The following is a 12,855-nucleotide window of genomic DNA, read 5'->3' as shown; positions in this document are numbered from 1 at the left end:
CCTAAGGATTCTGATCATGCTCGCACCAACCCACACCGCACCGAGGCGTACCGCCCCGAGGCGCATGGCGCTCGGCGGCCTAGTTATGGCCGGGGCGCTGTGCCTTAGCGCGTGCGGGCAGGGCGAGCAGGAGACGGAATCAGAGCCGGACATCGCCAAGCAGGAAACGTCGCGCTCTACGGAGAGCGCAGCGGATAGGGCGGATAGCCCTCGCGATGCCGCAGAGAAGGCCGAGGCTACGCCGGCCGATGCCCAGCCAGATGCCCCAGCCGATGCCAATGCTGGAGCCGGAGCTGGTGACGGTGAGTTGGCGTCGGCCGGCGACCTGCAGCGCGAACTCGACCGCATCGCCGCCAACTACGGGAATGTAGGCATCGCGGTATCGGATGGCAACACCACCGTTGCCGCCGGGCGCACCGCGCCCGAAACCGCCTGGTCCACCTCCAAGGTGCCGGTGCTCATCGCCGCCCATCGCGCAGGGCTTATCGGCCCGGATGTGGTGACATCTGCGATTACCTATTCCAATAATGAAGCGGCGCAATCCGCCTGGGACGCACTCGGCGGCGGCGCACAAGCCGCCCAGGCCGCGCAACAGGTATTAGCTGAGGCCGGCGATACCACCACCCAGGTACAAAGCCAGGTCACCCGCCCGGAATTTAGCGCCTTCGGGCAAACGCAGTGGAGCGTGGGCGACCAAGCCGCGTTCATGGCGAAGCTGCGCTGCGTCAACGGTGCCGAGCCCATCCTCACCGCGATGTCTACTCCCGACCCCGCCCAAAGCTATGGCCTGCGCAACCTAGAGGGTGCCGCCCTTAAAGGTGGCTGGGGCCCAGATACCGCGGGCGGCTATGATGTGCGGCAGATGGGTCTTGCCACCATCGGCGGCCGAGAGGTGGCGGTAGCGCTCATCGCCTCGGCCCCCGATGGTCAATACGCCTCCGCCCAACCAATACTTTCGGGCATGGCGCTCGATCTTTCCAAGGCCGATATTGCCTGGCCCACCCCAGCTTGTTAGCCCCACTTCCGGCTTATGAGAAAGGACTTATCATGCCGCACTTTCAATTAACTTTTCGTGTGCGTTGGGGATTGCACCTCGGCGTAGTAGCGACCGCGGGCATCGTTTTAAGCGCCTGTAGCAGTAGCACGGATGGGAATCAGCCCGACTTTTCCGGCGATGGCGGTATGACCACCGTCGAAAGCACGACGGAGACTTCCACCGAAGAAACCTCGACGGCAACAAAGTCCCCGGAAACCCAAGACAAAGAACCACCCGTGGTCACGGTGACCGAGACCGAACAAGAACAGGCACAGCCGCCGAAGACCACTAATGGCGGCGGAGGCGACTTCATCGACGGCCTGGGTGAATACGGCTGGACCGATATTAATACCTACGCCGATTGTCACCGTTTTGAGCGCGTCGTCTTCGCCGGTAAAGGCCCAGACGGGAGGGCCATTGTCTGCGAAAACACGGGAGGAACGCTGACCTACCGGTCCACCATCTTCGGCGGCGAATTTACCGGATCCATCATTGGCCAAGACGGCGGTAACTACTACGTGGATGCCTCGCCCTCGACCATCGTTGTAACCCCCAGCGGGATTAGCGTGCGCGAGGGCGGCGGGTTGGCCGCAACGGCGGACTTTACCGATTCCTGGCAACGTTAACCACTGGTTAGTGGTTAACGATTCCACAAGGAAGTGGTTAGCGAGACTTTTTCTTCTTGCGGTCTGCAGCAGCCGCCGCAGCCGCAGAGATCGAGTCATTGCGGTTCTTTAGTAACTCCAGCGTCATGGCTTCCGCGTTCTCGGGGACGGTGGCGCCGAGGACTGCAAGGGCGGCATCGGCAAGCATGGCAGCGGTCTCCGGAACCGACTGGGCCGCTGCATAGGGAGGCGTGCCATCATTGGGGCGCATCTCGATGACAGATAGTGCGATGTGGAAAGGCAATTCGATACGCGGGTCCGCGTCTCCCACAATGGCAGCGGCGGTGGTACGGAAGTGGCTCTGCAGCCGTTCGCGAGAGCTGTGGTACTCCGAAAACTCCGGCGAATTGGCCACCGGCAACTGGTACAACCGGCCGACGTTCCAACCACTGGTGAGCAAAAGGCGCGATTCCGCGGCGACCAAGGACCACAGGCGCTGCTCCGGCTCGGCATCAGAATCCACCAGCTCATCGGCTAGCTCCAGCGAAGGCTCAATGGTGGAATTAAGCAGCGCGAGGAAAATCTCCGTCTTGGAGGGAAAGTGGTAGTACAGCGATGCCTGACGTATGCCCACCGCGTCCGCGATTTGGTGAGTCGACGTTGTGGCAAAGCCCTGGGTGGTAAATAACTCTGAGGAGGCGTCCAAAATCTCTTCCCGGGCGCTATTGCCTCTGCGGCGGGGGCTATGTTTACGCGGCCTACCGACGTTTCCTGACATGCGGCGGACGCCTCCTTTCTCTCAGCAGAAAATGCTTTTACTCAACAACTCTACAGCCCTGTAGCCCGCTGGCGCGGACCGCATGCGTGGCAGAAGAACTTTGTGGCGATTCTAATTCGCGCCATCCGCGGTGCGTCGGGAGATGGACTCGAAGGTCGCAGACACCATGCGGCAGGCCGTTCCGTAGGCCGTGCGCTCCAGCGGTGGCAGGTCTTGCAGAATGGATTCGCGGCCGTGCACATTATCGAACCAGCGCCGCATTTCTACCGAATAGCCCGTGCGCCATGCAAGGTCCAAGGTCTCTGTGTCCTCTGTTGTGAGCATCCCGCGCTCTTGGCCAATGGCGAGGCGATCGACCGTGGGGCGCGGTCCCGGTGCCGCCCAGCGCGCAATCGCGGCGATGGGGGATAACAGCATGGACTTGATATCCACGGCCGCGCTGCGATCGGGCAAACCGCCAACGCGCTGCAGAAGCGGCGGGCGCTGGGCCAAGGCCTCCTCCAATAAGGCCTGCTCGCCGCCGCGGCCTAAAGGCAGGCCGGCATCGACGCGCGCTGCCATGGAATCGGCTGCTTGATGTACCTCTAGCCCGACATCGCGAAAAACGGACTCCAAATCGCCGTCTTCTCCCATCCACTCGATGGACATGCTGGGCAGCTGATCACCGCGCGCGGCCGCGCCGGTTAACCGGATATCCGCGTCCACGCCCGGTGCGCGCACGATATCTGTCAGCAGCCGCGAAAACCAATTGGCTAATTCAATCTCATCGTCCTGGTGTGCTACCGCATTGCGCAAGACATCTTGTGCCTCCGCCAATAAGCCGCGAGCGGTTGCTCGGGACTGGCAATGGGGAGCAAGCTCCGAAAGATCGAGAAGGGATTGATGCAGGGCCATACAGTCACTGCCTTTCACTCATTGCAAAGCGGTGCGCATCTAAAAGTTGTGCGGCGCAGGATTGCTATAAATGTAACACTTATGCAATAGCACAGTAGCGCTTGGGGGAGCGTGCGGCGGGTGCGTCGCGTCCGGGACTGGAGGCGTGCGTGGAGGAGCTGTGCGGGTGGTGTTGCCGCGAGGTGGAGCGCGCTTGCGGTGTAGCGCTCGAAAAGACCCCAAAACGACTTTCGCCGCCTCACCTCGAAAGGTAGGCGGCGAAAGTTTATGGTTCTTTTACCGTGTCACACTTGCCAGCGGCAAAAGTGCGCTGTTGATACCCAGCTACTGTTTAGCGGGTGGTGAACGGCAGGAGAGCCATTTCGCGTGCGTTCTTGACTGCGGTAGCAACCTGACGCTGCTGCTGCGGGGTCAAGCCGGTGACGCGACGGGAACGGATCTTGTGGCGATCCGAGATGAATAGACGCAGAGTCTTGGTGTCCTTGTAGTCCACCTTCTCAATGCCCTCAGCCTTCAAAGGGTTCTTCTTCGGGCGACGGCTCTGCTCCATACGGAACTTCTTTTGGTTATTGCGCTTATTAGCCATTGTGCAATTACCCCTTTACCAGCTGGACTTGCGAACGCCCGGCAGCTCACCACGGTGAGCCATGCCGCGCATACGGACACGGGACAGGCCGAACTTGCGGAGGTAACCGCGCGGACGGCCATCGGCTGCGTCGCGGTTACGAACGCGGGCTGGGGAAGCGTCACGGGGCTGGCGGTTCAGCTCGAACTGAGCCTCCAAACGCTCCTCATCCGGGGTGTTCGGGTTCTTGATGATCTTCTTGAGCTCAGCGCGACGCTCCGCGTAGCGGGCGACGATTTCCTTGCGCTGCTCGTTCTTAGCGATCTTGGACTTCTTAGCCATGAATTATCGCTCCTCGCGGAATTCGACGTGCTTGCGGGCGATCGGATCGAACTTCTTCAGGGAGATGCGATCCGGGTTATTGCGCTTGTTCTTACGGGTCACGTAGGTGTAACCGGTGCCCGCAGTGGACTTCAGCTTGATGATTGGGCGAATATCGTTACGTGCCATACTTAAATCTTCTCCCCACGTGCGCGGATCTTGGCAACAACGGACTCGATGCCGTCGCGGTCAATGATCTTCATACCCTTGGTGGAAACATTCAGAGTAATGGTACGGCCCTCAGAGGGCAGGTAGTAGCGACGACGCTGCACGTTGGGGTTCCAACGGCGCGAAGTGCGGCGGTGCGAGTGCGAGACCTGCTTGCCGAATTCCGGCTTGCGGCCCGTTACCTGGCAAATAGCCGACATGGGTCTTCTTTCTCCTAGCCGCCCACATCGTGGCTATAAACGACTACGTGCCGACTGCCGTGTGAGGGTGGCAGTGCTCAAAAAGTGAGGTGTGAGCAGGTGCGGCATCGTCGTCAAAAACCAGTAGACGGGGCGTAATACGTATATTTTGACAACAGCAAGAGCAAATCTTACAGCCTTACTCACGATATACCTAATCGCTGCCGCGATAGCCTAGCGCATAAAGCCGTCGTCTTTGCGTCGATAATCAAGCAGCACTGCCTAACGCATTGGGGAAGTTCGAAAGCTTACTATAACGAGTGGGGCGTAGATGTGCGCCTGTGGCGACTGTGGTTGCCGCAGGTGAGCAATTTCGTATATATGACGGTGGAATGTAGGATAATTCAGGTTATCGGTCGGCGCGCTTAGTGCCGCCGGGCGAGCTGTAACTGTACATCCCAACTCGGGCACGATCCGTACCGTCATTATTCAGTGTGCGGAACCGACCCGTAGTCCAACCCTGAGGGAATATCTATGAAGAAAGACATCCACCCGGATTATCACCCAGTGGTCTTCCGCGATGCTGGTACCGGTCACTCCTTTTTGACCAAGTCCACCGCTACCTCTTCTCGCACCGTTGAGTGGGAAGACGGCAACGAGTACCCGCTCATCGTCGTTGACGTTACTGCTGAGTCCCACCCGTTCTGGACTGGTGCACAGCGCGTTATGGATACCGCTGGCCGTGTCGAGCGCTTCAACCAGCGCTTCGGTGCCATGGCTCGCCGCAAGAAGAAGAACGCGTAAGGAGAAGAAGAGAAAATGGCAACTCCTAAGTTTAAGAAGTCCCGTGCGAACACCCACGCACGTCGTTCCCAGTGGAAGGCTGACAACGTCGCCCTCCAGGAAGTCACCATCGATGGTCAGACCGTGCGCATCCCGCGCCGTCTGGTCAAGGCCGCTAAGCTCGGCCTGGTTGACGTAGAGCAGTTCTAAGCCTGCTTTCAATCCCACCCCCTCCCGGTTGCTTATTAGCGACTGCGAGGGGGTTGTGATGTTTTAGGCCCGGGAAAGGGATATTAAAAAGCGCCTTCCGGCCTGGGCGGCGCCAAGCGATGGGGGAGACTTGGGCTGTGCCAGTGCTGTCTACTCTTCGGGTCTTAAAGACCAAGGAAATCCACTTCAAGTTAAGGCCAGGCTAATCCTAAAATTAATATAAAAGCGCACTAACCCGATGGTGGATCAGTTTTTCTCTGCGATTGTGCTCGTGGCGGTTCGCGCCCCAGCATGAAAGGTGCGTAGTGCGGCGATTGTGAAGGCGTGTACGAGCGTGAAGGGGGTGATGTGTGCGGCGAGTTTGGGCAGCTTATTGTCTACAGTAACTTCACAGGAACTTCTAGTACGTTGGCAGAGTAGTTTAAGTTGTGACTAAGCGAAGCGAGGCATAGTGTTCCTATGAACATGAGGAATGATGACAACCGCGGCAATAATGGTCAGTCGCACGGTGTCCCGCAGGAACCCTACGGCATGAACAATGGGCAGGCGCCGTATAACCAGCCGCGCGGTGGGCAGCAGAATTCTGGATCCGCATATTCCAACGGAACCTATTCCCAGGGCTGGAACCAGCCGCGCATCAACGAGCAGGATGCACAAGCTTCCGCATACGGGCAGCACACCCCGCCCAGCAATCGCCTCTTTGGTGGCGCTCAGCCGAGTGCTACCCGGGGGCAGGATGAAACATCCAGCTTCTCTAGTCAGCAGGGCGATGATTCCCAGCAAGGGCCTGTGAACAACCAACCCGGCCAGCCGCCCGTGCCTGGGGTAACGCCTTTGCCGCCGCAGCCTAAGGAGAAAAAGAAGATCGGACTTGGCGCCGCGACCGCAATCGCAGCGGTAGCGGCAATTGCAGCAGGCTCCATTACCGGTGTGGTCGTGGGTAAGAACCAGTCCAGCAGCGGTACGTCCGTGGTTAACGAGGCTCTTCACAGCCAACCGGCCGCCAATAGCATGGGTAAGGAACCAGAGGAAGGTTCGGTGGAAGCGGTTTCCTCCAAGGTTTTGCCGGCCGTGGTATCCATTCAGACCGCTACTCGGACCTCGGCTGCGGAAGGCTCTGGCTCGATCATTTCTCCCGATGGTTACGTGTTGACCAACCACCACGTCATCGCCGGTGCGGAACAGGGTGGCATCATGCAGGTGACCTTGAACGATGGTAGCAAGCACGAAGCCGATCTCGTGGCTTCCGATGCCAATACGGATGTCGCCGTCATCAAGATCAAGGACGTGCAAGACCTGCCGCACCTCCAATTCGGCGACTCGGATGCGGTAGCGGTTGGCCAAGAGGTAGTCGCCGTCGGTTCGCCGCTTGGACTCAATGCCACGGTGACTTCTGGCATCGTATCCGCAAAGAACCGTCCGGTGCGTGCGTCCCAGGAGGGTGGCGAGTCTTCGCTTATCGATGCCATCCAGACTGACGCCGCCGTTAACCCCGGCAATTCCGGCGGTCCTTTGGTGGATATGGACGGCAATATCGTTGGTATGAACTCGATGATTGCCTCGTTGTCTGATAAAGCCACGGGCGAGGGCGGCTCTATCGGCCTCGGGTTTGCCATCCCTTCCAACTTTGCTAAGCGGATGGCGGATGAGCTCATCAATAAAGGACAGGTAACTCACCCCACCTTGGGGGTTAAGGTCTTGGCGCGCGATGACGGAAATGGCGCGCGCATTGCCGAGGTCGAGCCGGGGAGCCCGGCGGAACAAGCAGGTTTGAAGCAGGGAGATATCGTCACCCGCGTCAATGACCGGCTGATTGAAAACGCCGATGCGCTTATCGCTGCCGCGCGTTCCCAAGACTTCGGTGCGACCGTCACCTTGGAAGTATCCGATGGAAATTCGGATGATACTCGTCAGGTAGAGGTAACCCTGACGGGCGAGTAGATTAAAACGCAGCCCGCGCCGTGTCCGCATTGCGCCCCGACGTTTCTTTGAAGGAGAAAAATGGCAGACTCCCAGCAAGACTTGACCGACTCCACTAGGTTGGAGAATTCGGCTTCCACAGACGCTTTGCGGGATGTGGCGGAGCCGGATGACGCCTACCTCTTGGCCAGCGAGAAGGAGGACCGGGTGGCGGCGCCGCGCCGCGCGCTCGTCGTGATCGTCACGGATCACCCCGGCGAAAATTCAGATAGCACCGCCAAACTGGTTACTGAGCTTTTGGCAGAGGCGAATTTCCGCATCGATGGTTCGGTGGTCGTGCGTTCGAAGAAATCCAAGATCCGGCAAGCCATCGAAACTGGCGTCGTCGGCGGTGTGGATCTCGTGCTCACCGTCGGAGGAACCGGAGTAGGCCCGCGCGATAAGACCCCGGAAGCTACTACTGGGGTCATCGACAAGATGGTGCCGGGCGTGGCCCAGGCCTTGCGCTCTTCTGGTCAGGCTTGCGGCGCGGTCGATGCGTGTGCATCCCGCGGCATTTCGGGCGTTTCTGGTTCCACCGTCGTGGTCAACCTCGCACCATCGCGCGCTGCCGTGCGCGACGGCATGGCCACGTTGACCCCGCTGGTCCACCACCTTGTGGATCAATTGCAAGAATCCAGCGTGCAATAACGCGAAGGAAAGGGGGGAGATACTGCCATGACCTCTCAACCACGCCGCCAGCGCAGGCGTGTATTCAGGCAGTCAGATGCGCCGGAATATGACCGCAGCGCGGATCGCCCGGTAGAGCAGGAATTAGCTAGTGGAGAAGGTGCCGATGCACAGCGCATCGTCACTCTCGATGATGCCGCGGCAGAAGGCGACGGAGCTCAAGCAGCCGAGCGCGGCGAAGAGTTTTACCGCGAGAACCAGCCGCCGCACCACGGCGGGTAGCCCGCGCATCCTATTCGCGAGCTTGGAAATGCTAATGCAGTCTTAACAAAAGCCCGTGTCCTCCCTCATTGCGAAGGTGGGCACGGGCTCAGCTGTGTCTTTAGCAAGGATTAGTCGTCGTGGCGGCTGTGCTTGCCCTCAGAAGCAGTGGAGTTATCGGTGTTCTCGGCTGCAGTAGCATCCCTAAGCGCCTTATCTGCGGTGGTGACAGCATCAGCGTTCTGCGCCTGCAGAAGATCGCGGATTTCTGCCAAGAGTTCTTCCGAGGTTGGTGCCGGGGCCTCTGGGTCCACACCCTGGCGGCGCTTAGCAGCTTCAGTGAGCTTGTTCAGCGGCATGACAATGAGGAAGTAGACCACTGCGGCGATGATCAGGAAGTTAATCGCGGCGGTAATGACGGCGCCAAAGTCTACGAGGGTGGACTTATTATCGGTGATTTGGAAGCCCAAGCCATCGACCTCGGCGGAGCCGAGGGAGTTAATGATCGGCTGGATGATGGAATCCGTCACGGAAGTGACGATCGCCGTGAATGCGGAACCGATGATGACTGCGGTGGCAAGTTCGACCACGTTGCCGCGCATAATGAAGTCTTTAAAGCCCTTAAGCATGGGAGAAGACGAACCTTTCTGGGGGTAGGTAAGGATGGGTGTGAACCATGAGCAAGCAGGGAGTTTAGTTCAAGCTAAAAGTATTGACAACTCGGAGGGGCGGAGGCGGCACTAATGTTGCCTTGTTAACTAATGCACACCGGTTGCGATATAGGTATTCAGTGTTAGTGTGAAAGTAGAATGTAAAAATATTGTTTGTAAAAATAACAGTATTCTAATGCGTGGGCAGAAGGGATCCCAGCATGAATATCGCACTCGCTCTATTTGCCTTGGCAGTTACCATTGGTGCAGGCTACTTCCTTGTTAAAGGTCATAAGCCAGTCATTATTTTATTGCTTGCCGGGTTTATTCTCATTGCAGTTTCCACTGCGGCCAAAGCTGGCTACGGAGTTTTAGATGAGGAAGACTCCACCGGCTCCCGGTGGTTGGACATCATCGGCATATTCGAACAAGTTGCTGGTAGCCAATTAACAGGCGTCGGCCTCATTATTATGGCGGCCGGTGGCTTCTCAGCATATATGAATAAGATCGGCGCCTCGCAGGCACTGGTTGAGGTGCTAGCCGCTCCAATCGCAAAGTTCAAGCACCCCTACATCACGCTAATTCTCACGTATTTCCTCGGCGTGGTGCTTTTTATGTTTATCCCCAGCGCTGCCGGGCTCGCTATTTTGCTTCTAGTGCTATTGCTGCCAGTGTTGAAGGCAGTAGGGGTTAGCCCCGCCGCAGCAGGCGCGGTCATCGTGTCAGCCTCCGCGTTGCCAATGGGGCCGGCATCGGGAACTTCGGTGCTGTCGGCGCGAACCATTGATTTATCCCCAGTCGTCTACTTCGTCCAGTATCAGCTGATCGTGGCCATTCCCACTGCCATTGCAATTGCGATAACTCACTACTTCGTGCAGCAGCATTACGATAAGCGGGAGTTGGAAGAGTACAAGGAAACCGACACCATGGGCGATGGTTCTGGTGAGGCTGGCCCGAAGTGGTACGGGGTATTTCTCGCACTGCCCATTATCTTGTTGGTGATCTTTAGCCCCTTGGTTAATGACAGCATCGAGCTAACCACGGTTGGAGCATTCGTAATCGTCTGGCTCATAGCCTTGCTGTGCGAAATCATTCGCCACCGTTCTTTTTCCACCGCGACCGAACAAGCCACATCCTTTTTTACGGGCATGGGAAAGATGTTCGGTGGCATCGTCGCATTGATTATCGCGGCACAAATCTTTGCCACCGGTTTAACGGCCACAGGCGCCATTTCCATGCTGATCGATGGAGGACAGCAACTCGGTGCAGGCGCAATCGTCATCACCCTCCTATTCACCTTGATTGTGGGTTTGGTGACGTTCCTGACCGGTTCCGGTGTCGGCGCATTTTCTTCCTTTGCCAGCTTGGTGCCAGATGTCAGCCGCGGACTCGGCGCTTCGGCAGCGGCAGTGATTACCCCAATGGAATTTGCCAGCGGCTTGTTTCGCGCGGTGTCTCCGGTCTCCGGAGTAATCATTTCCGTTGCTGGTGGCGTGGGAATTTCTACCACCGAGCTTATTCGCCGCACGCTGCTTCCAATGGGAGTTGGCTTCGTCGTGATGATCGTATCCAGCCTGGTCTTGCTCTAAGCACGTTCTGGGATTACAACCTAAACCTCTAAGAAGAAGGAATTTATCATGGGAATCGGCGCACTGAACTCGTCTTTTCAGAAGAAGGGCCATGTCACAGCGGACATGGAAGCCCACTGGGAAGAAGCACAACTTATCCGGAAAATTTTCGCTGTTGAAGCGGCAATGGCGCGGACGCAGGGACACATGGGAATTATCCCGCAGGAGGCTGCCGAGGCGATCTCAGATAATGCAGTCGCCAGTGATGAGCTGATAGAAAAGGCCCAAAGCGGCGGGGTTGGCAATCCTTCGGTTGCTGTCCTCGATGCATTGCGGGACGCGATTCCGGAAGACCAGCGTGGTTGGGTCCATTTCGGGGCGACCACTCAAGATATTTTGGATACCGCGCGGGCCCTGCAGATCAAAGCAGCTACCGACCTGATACTGGAACGCCTGAACGCCGTTATCGCTGCTACCGCCAACCTCGCTCACGAGCACGCCCGAACGTTAATGGTCGCGCGTACCAATGGACAGTATGCACTGCCGACGACACTGGGTACACGCTTTGCGCGGTGGAACGCGGAGCTGCGCCGGAGCCGGGAACGCTTGGAAGCGATGCGAGAGCGCACGGAACAGATTCAATTTACCGGTGCTGTAGGCACGCTGGCGTCCTTTGGAGAACAAGGACCTGAGTTAAGTCGGCGCCTTGCCAAAGAATTGGAACTGGTTTATCAACCGGTTTCCTGGCATGCGAGCTCGGATACGATGACAGAGCTTGCGTCGACCGTGGCTACCTTGGGGCAAAGTTTGGCCAAGATTGCAGAGGATCTCTTTGCTATGCAGCAATCCGATCTGGTCGAGGCCCGCGAGGACATGGATGCGCATACCTCTGGATCGTCTACCATGCCGCAAAAACTCAATCCCTTTGCCACAATGAAAATTTCCGTGGGAGCCAGCATGGCTTGTGGCATGGCGGCAAACATGCTGACGCAAGCACCGGCCACCTTTGAACGCGACCACCGCCAATCCGAGATCCACCGCAACCTGATTCCACAAATCTTTGTTGCCGTCGATGGAGCGTTGGAAAAGCTGGACCAGCTCTTTCCTCGTTTGCGTTTTGATGCCCAGGCATTAGAGGACAACGTAAAAAGCGCGGGTGTTTCGTTGATGACTGAGGGAATCATGATGGAGCTGGCACCGCATATTGGTCACAGCGCCGCACACGATGTTCTTCAGGAATTCGCCCGAGACAATAGAGAGAACGGCACCTGCCTGGAAGAGTTTTGCGCAGCCCACCCGAAGCTCGCGGGCCTTACGGAAAAGCTGGACCTTGAGTCCCTGACAAATCCAGCTAATTACATCGGCCAAGCTGTTGAAATCGCGGAATCGGCGCAGGAATAAATACCACCAGTACGCAAAAGGTTCAGGCGGTCGTTAAGTAGCAGAATCTGCCTCATTAACGGCATGGGGTTGAGCGCGATCGCCGACGATAACCACGGTCAGCGGTTGGTTTAAAGAGGCGGCGGCCACGTCATTGGCGTGTTCATTAGGCAGTGCGAGCAAGACGGTGGCAGAAGAAATCTCGCCCTCTGCGGTAGTGGTGGATACGACCCGGGCGCCGGAGGCAATGACGCGGGCGGTAACGGGTTCTGAATTGGTGGCATCGCTTGCCGTGACGATATCGACGGTATCGCCGTGGTGCAGGTGGGGGATGATGTCTGGATCGGCAAGTTTGACTGGGATCATGCGGCCGGAGCCGCCTCCCTTAGAATCGGCAGATCCCGAGTTCGCGACGAGGCTAGACACCAATTCTTGGCCGAGGAGCCGCTGGCTGGTGACGACCTCGCCCTTGCCCGCGGCGGCGGTGATGATGCGGCCGGCGAGATCGGAGGGGGCATCGGCAAGCGCGCTGCTAGGAATGGAGGAAGAAGGCAGGCGCTCGAGCGAGACATCGGCGGCGGAAAGCTCCGCGCCGGCGGGTAAATCGCGGCTAAAGACCAGTACCTGCGGCAGTTCCTTCGCGCGAGAGACTGCGGAGGCCAGCGCGGCGATTAGCAGTGCCAACGCGATGGCGCGGCGCACGAGCACGCCGCGGCGGTGGCCAGGGGTGCGCAGGGTGCGGAAGAACTGTGAGATTCGCGGGGACGGGGAATAAGCCATGCACAATTAGACTGCGCTACCGCCTGTG

General features: G+C 58.2%; 17 protein-coding genes. 9 read left to right on the top strand and 8 right to left on the bottom strand.

The window, feature by feature from the left end; translation table 11 throughout:
* Positions 1 to 16: 16 nt before the first annotated feature.
* Both MHX65_RS05565 and MHX65_RS05560 read left to right on the top strand, forming a co-directional pair.
* Complete coding sequence (locus MHX65_RS05565; RefSeq protein WP_239269196.1) at positions 17 to 1,015, top strand: hypothetical protein; 999 nt, start codon at positions 17 to 19, stop codon at positions 1,013 to 1,015.
* 32 nt (positions 1,016 to 1,047) lie between these two features.
* The gene (locus MHX65_RS05560; RefSeq protein WP_239269195.1) at positions 1,048 to 1,662 is read left to right on the top strand and encodes a hypothetical protein; all 615 of its coding nucleotides are present in this window, start codon (positions 1,048 to 1,050) and stop codon (positions 1,660 to 1,662) included.
* A 37-nt stretch (positions 1,663 to 1,699) separates the two neighbouring features.
* On the opposite strand, the gene MHX65_RS05555 is transcribed toward MHX65_RS05560, so the two are convergent.
* The 6 genes from MHX65_RS05555 to rpmB all read right to left on the bottom strand — a co-directional run bounded on the left by MHX65_RS05555 (position 1,700) and on the right by rpmB (position 4,627).
* A complete protein-coding gene (locus MHX65_RS05555; protein WP_239269194.1) occupies positions 1,700 to 2,419 on the bottom strand; it encodes a TetR/AcrR family transcriptional regulator in 720 nt (239 codons plus the stop codon).
* Positions 2,420 to 2,530: 111 nt separating this feature from the next.
* The gene (locus MHX65_RS05550) at positions 2,531 to 3,313 is read right to left on the bottom strand and encodes a putative nucleotidyltransferase substrate binding domain-containing protein (RefSeq protein ID WP_239269193.1); all 783 of its coding nucleotides are present in this window, start codon (positions 3,311 to 3,313) and stop codon (positions 2,531 to 2,533) included.
* A 331-nt stretch (positions 3,314 to 3,644) separates the two neighbouring features.
* Positions 3,645 to 3,899 (bottom strand): 30S ribosomal protein S18, encoded by a 255-nt coding sequence (rpsR, locus tag MHX65_RS05545; protein WP_005279904.1) that lies wholly within the window; start codon positions 3,897 to 3,899, stop codon positions 3,645 to 3,647.
* Positions 3,900 to 3,914: 15 nt separating this feature from the next.
* Entirely contained in the window at positions 3,915 to 4,220 is a 306-nt protein-coding gene (gene rpsN, locus MHX65_RS05540; RefSeq protein WP_005279906.1) for a 30S ribosomal protein S14, read from the bottom strand.
* A gap of 3 nt (positions 4,221 to 4,223) precedes the next feature.
* Entirely contained in the window at positions 4,224 to 4,388 is a 165-nt protein-coding gene (gene rpmG, locus MHX65_RS05535) for a 50S ribosomal protein L33 (RefSeq protein ID WP_023025964.1), read from the bottom strand.
* Positions 4,389 to 4,390: 2 nt separating this feature from the next.
* Positions 4,391 to 4,627 carry a 50S ribosomal protein L28 gene (rpmB, locus tag MHX65_RS05530; protein ID WP_005279911.1) on the bottom strand — a complete coding sequence of 79 codons (237 nt, stop codon included), beginning with the start codon at positions 4,625 to 4,627 and terminating at the stop codon, positions 4,391 to 4,393.
* 513 nt (positions 4,628 to 5,140) lie between these two features.
* Here rpmB and MHX65_RS05525 point away from each other — a divergent pair.
* The 5 genes from MHX65_RS05525 (at position 5,141) to MHX65_RS05505 (ending at position 8,470) form a co-directional block, all read left to right on the top strand.
* Positions 5,141 to 5,410, top strand: coding sequence for a type B 50S ribosomal protein L31 (locus tag MHX65_RS05525; RefSeq protein WP_005279912.1), 270 nt, complete (start codon positions 5,141 to 5,143; stop codon positions 5,408 to 5,410).
* A gap of 15 nt (positions 5,411 to 5,425) precedes the next feature.
* A complete protein-coding gene (gene rpmF, locus MHX65_RS05520; protein WP_005279913.1) occupies positions 5,426 to 5,599 on the top strand; it encodes a 50S ribosomal protein L32 in 174 nt (57 codons plus the stop codon).
* 459 nt (positions 5,600 to 6,058) lie between these two features.
* On the top strand, positions 6,059 to 7,540 hold the full coding sequence (locus MHX65_RS05515; RefSeq protein WP_239269192.1) for a S1C family serine protease: 1,482 nt from the start codon (positions 6,059 to 6,061) through the stop codon (positions 7,538 to 7,540).
* A gap of 60 nt (positions 7,541 to 7,600) precedes the next feature.
* Entirely contained in the window at positions 7,601 to 8,209 is a 609-nt protein-coding gene (locus tag MHX65_RS05510; protein WP_239269191.1) for a MogA/MoaB family molybdenum cofactor biosynthesis protein, read from the top strand.
* Between the two features lie 27 nt (positions 8,210 to 8,236).
* Positions 8,237 to 8,470 carry a hypothetical protein gene (locus MHX65_RS05505; protein ID WP_239269190.1) on the top strand — a complete coding sequence of 78 codons (234 nt, stop codon included), beginning with the start codon at positions 8,237 to 8,239 and terminating at the stop codon, positions 8,468 to 8,470.
* A 110-nt stretch (positions 8,471 to 8,580) separates the two neighbouring features.
* On the opposite strand, the gene mscL is transcribed toward MHX65_RS05505, so the two are convergent.
* Positions 8,581 to 9,078 (bottom strand): large-conductance mechanosensitive channel protein MscL, encoded by a 498-nt coding sequence (gene mscL / locus MHX65_RS05500; protein ID WP_239269189.1) that lies wholly within the window; start codon positions 9,076 to 9,078, stop codon positions 8,581 to 8,583.
* A gap of 242 nt (positions 9,079 to 9,320) precedes the next feature.
* Here mscL and dcuC point away from each other — a divergent pair, with 242 nt between their 5' ends.
* Together dcuC and MHX65_RS05490 are read left to right on the top strand one after the other, a co-directional pair.
* Positions 9,321 to 10,688 (top strand): C4-dicarboxylate transporter DcuC, encoded by a 1,368-nt coding sequence (gene dcuC / locus MHX65_RS05495; protein ID WP_239269188.1) that lies wholly within the window; start codon positions 9,321 to 9,323, stop codon positions 10,686 to 10,688.
* 48 nt (positions 10,689 to 10,736) lie between these two features.
* Entirely contained in the window at positions 10,737 to 12,068 is a 1,332-nt protein-coding gene (locus MHX65_RS05490; protein WP_239269187.1) for a lyase family protein, read from the top strand.
* Between the two features lie 33 nt (positions 12,069 to 12,101).
* Here the strand turns inward: MHX65_RS05490 and MHX65_RS05485 are convergent, their stop codons facing one another.
* Positions 12,102 to 12,827, bottom strand: coding sequence for an SAF domain-containing protein (locus MHX65_RS05485; protein WP_239269186.1), 726 nt, complete (start codon positions 12,825 to 12,827; stop codon positions 12,102 to 12,104).
* Between the last annotated feature and the right edge of the window lie 28 nt (positions 12,828 to 12,855).

The sequence above is a fragment of the Corynebacterium sp. ACRPS genome, from assembly GCF_022346005.1.
Lineage (GTDB): Bacteria > Actinomycetota > Actinomycetes > Mycobacteriales > Mycobacteriaceae > Corynebacterium.
The sequence above is the reverse complement of the archived record's forward strand: the minus strand, read 5'-3'. Positions and strand labels throughout refer to the sequence as shown.

Bases quoted from the DNA above. Each gene is read 5' to 3' on its own strand.
- rpmB (WP_005279911.1), bottom strand. From the start codon at position 4,627: ATGTCGGCTATTTGCCAGGTAACGGGCCGCAAGCCGGAATTCGGCAAG.
- dcuC (WP_239269188.1), top strand. From the start codon at position 9,321: ATGAATATCGCACTCGCTCTATTTGCCTTGGCAGTTACCATTGGTGCA.
- MHX65_RS05550 (WP_239269193.1), bottom strand. From the start codon at position 3,313: ATGGCCCTGCATCAATCCCTTCTCGATCTTTCGGAGCTTGCTCCCCAT.
- rpsN (WP_005279906.1), bottom strand. From the start codon at position 4,220: ATGGCTAAGAAGTCCAAGATCGCTAAGAACGAGCAGCGCAAGGAAATC.
- MHX65_RS05505 (WP_239269190.1), top strand. From the start codon at position 8,237: ATGACCTCTCAACCACGCCGCCAGCGCAGGCGTGTATTCAGGCAGTCA.
- MHX65_RS05525 (WP_005279912.1), top strand. From the start codon at position 5,141: ATGAAGAAAGACATCCACCCGGATTATCACCCAGTGGTCTTCCGCGAT.
- MHX65_RS05515 (WP_239269192.1), top strand. From the start codon at position 6,059: ATGAACATGAGGAATGATGACAACCGCGGCAATAATGGTCAGTCGCAC.
- MHX65_RS05490 (WP_239269187.1), top strand. From the start codon at position 10,737: ATGGGAATCGGCGCACTGAACTCGTCTTTTCAGAAGAAGGGCCATGTC.
- MHX65_RS05510 (WP_239269191.1), top strand. From the start codon at position 7,601: ATGGCAGACTCCCAGCAAGACTTGACCGACTCCACTAGGTTGGAGAAT.
- rpmF (WP_005279913.1), top strand. From the start codon at position 5,426: ATGGCAACTCCTAAGTTTAAGAAGTCCCGTGCGAACACCCACGCACGT.
- rpsR (WP_005279904.1), bottom strand. From the start codon at position 3,899: ATGGCTAATAAGCGCAATAACCAAAAGAAGTTCCGTATGGAGCAGAGC.
- MHX65_RS05485 (WP_239269186.1), bottom strand. From the start codon at position 12,827: ATGGCTTATTCCCCGTCCCCGCGAATCTCACAGTTCTTCCGCACCCTG.
- MHX65_RS05560 (WP_239269195.1), top strand. From the start codon at position 1,048: ATGCCGCACTTTCAATTAACTTTTCGTGTGCGTTGGGGATTGCACCTC.
- rpmG (WP_023025964.1), bottom strand. From the start codon at position 4,388: ATGGCACGTAACGATATTCGCCCAATCATCAAGCTGAAGTCCACTGCG.
- MHX65_RS05555 (WP_239269194.1), bottom strand. From the start codon at position 2,419: ATGTCAGGAAACGTCGGTAGGCCGCGTAAACATAGCCCCCGCCGCAGA.
- mscL (WP_239269189.1), bottom strand. From the start codon at position 9,078: ATGCTTAAGGGCTTTAAAGACTTCATTATGCGCGGCAACGTGGTCGAA.
- MHX65_RS05565 (WP_239269196.1), top strand. From the start codon at position 17: ATGCTCGCACCAACCCACACCGCACCGAGGCGTACCGCCCCGAGGCGC.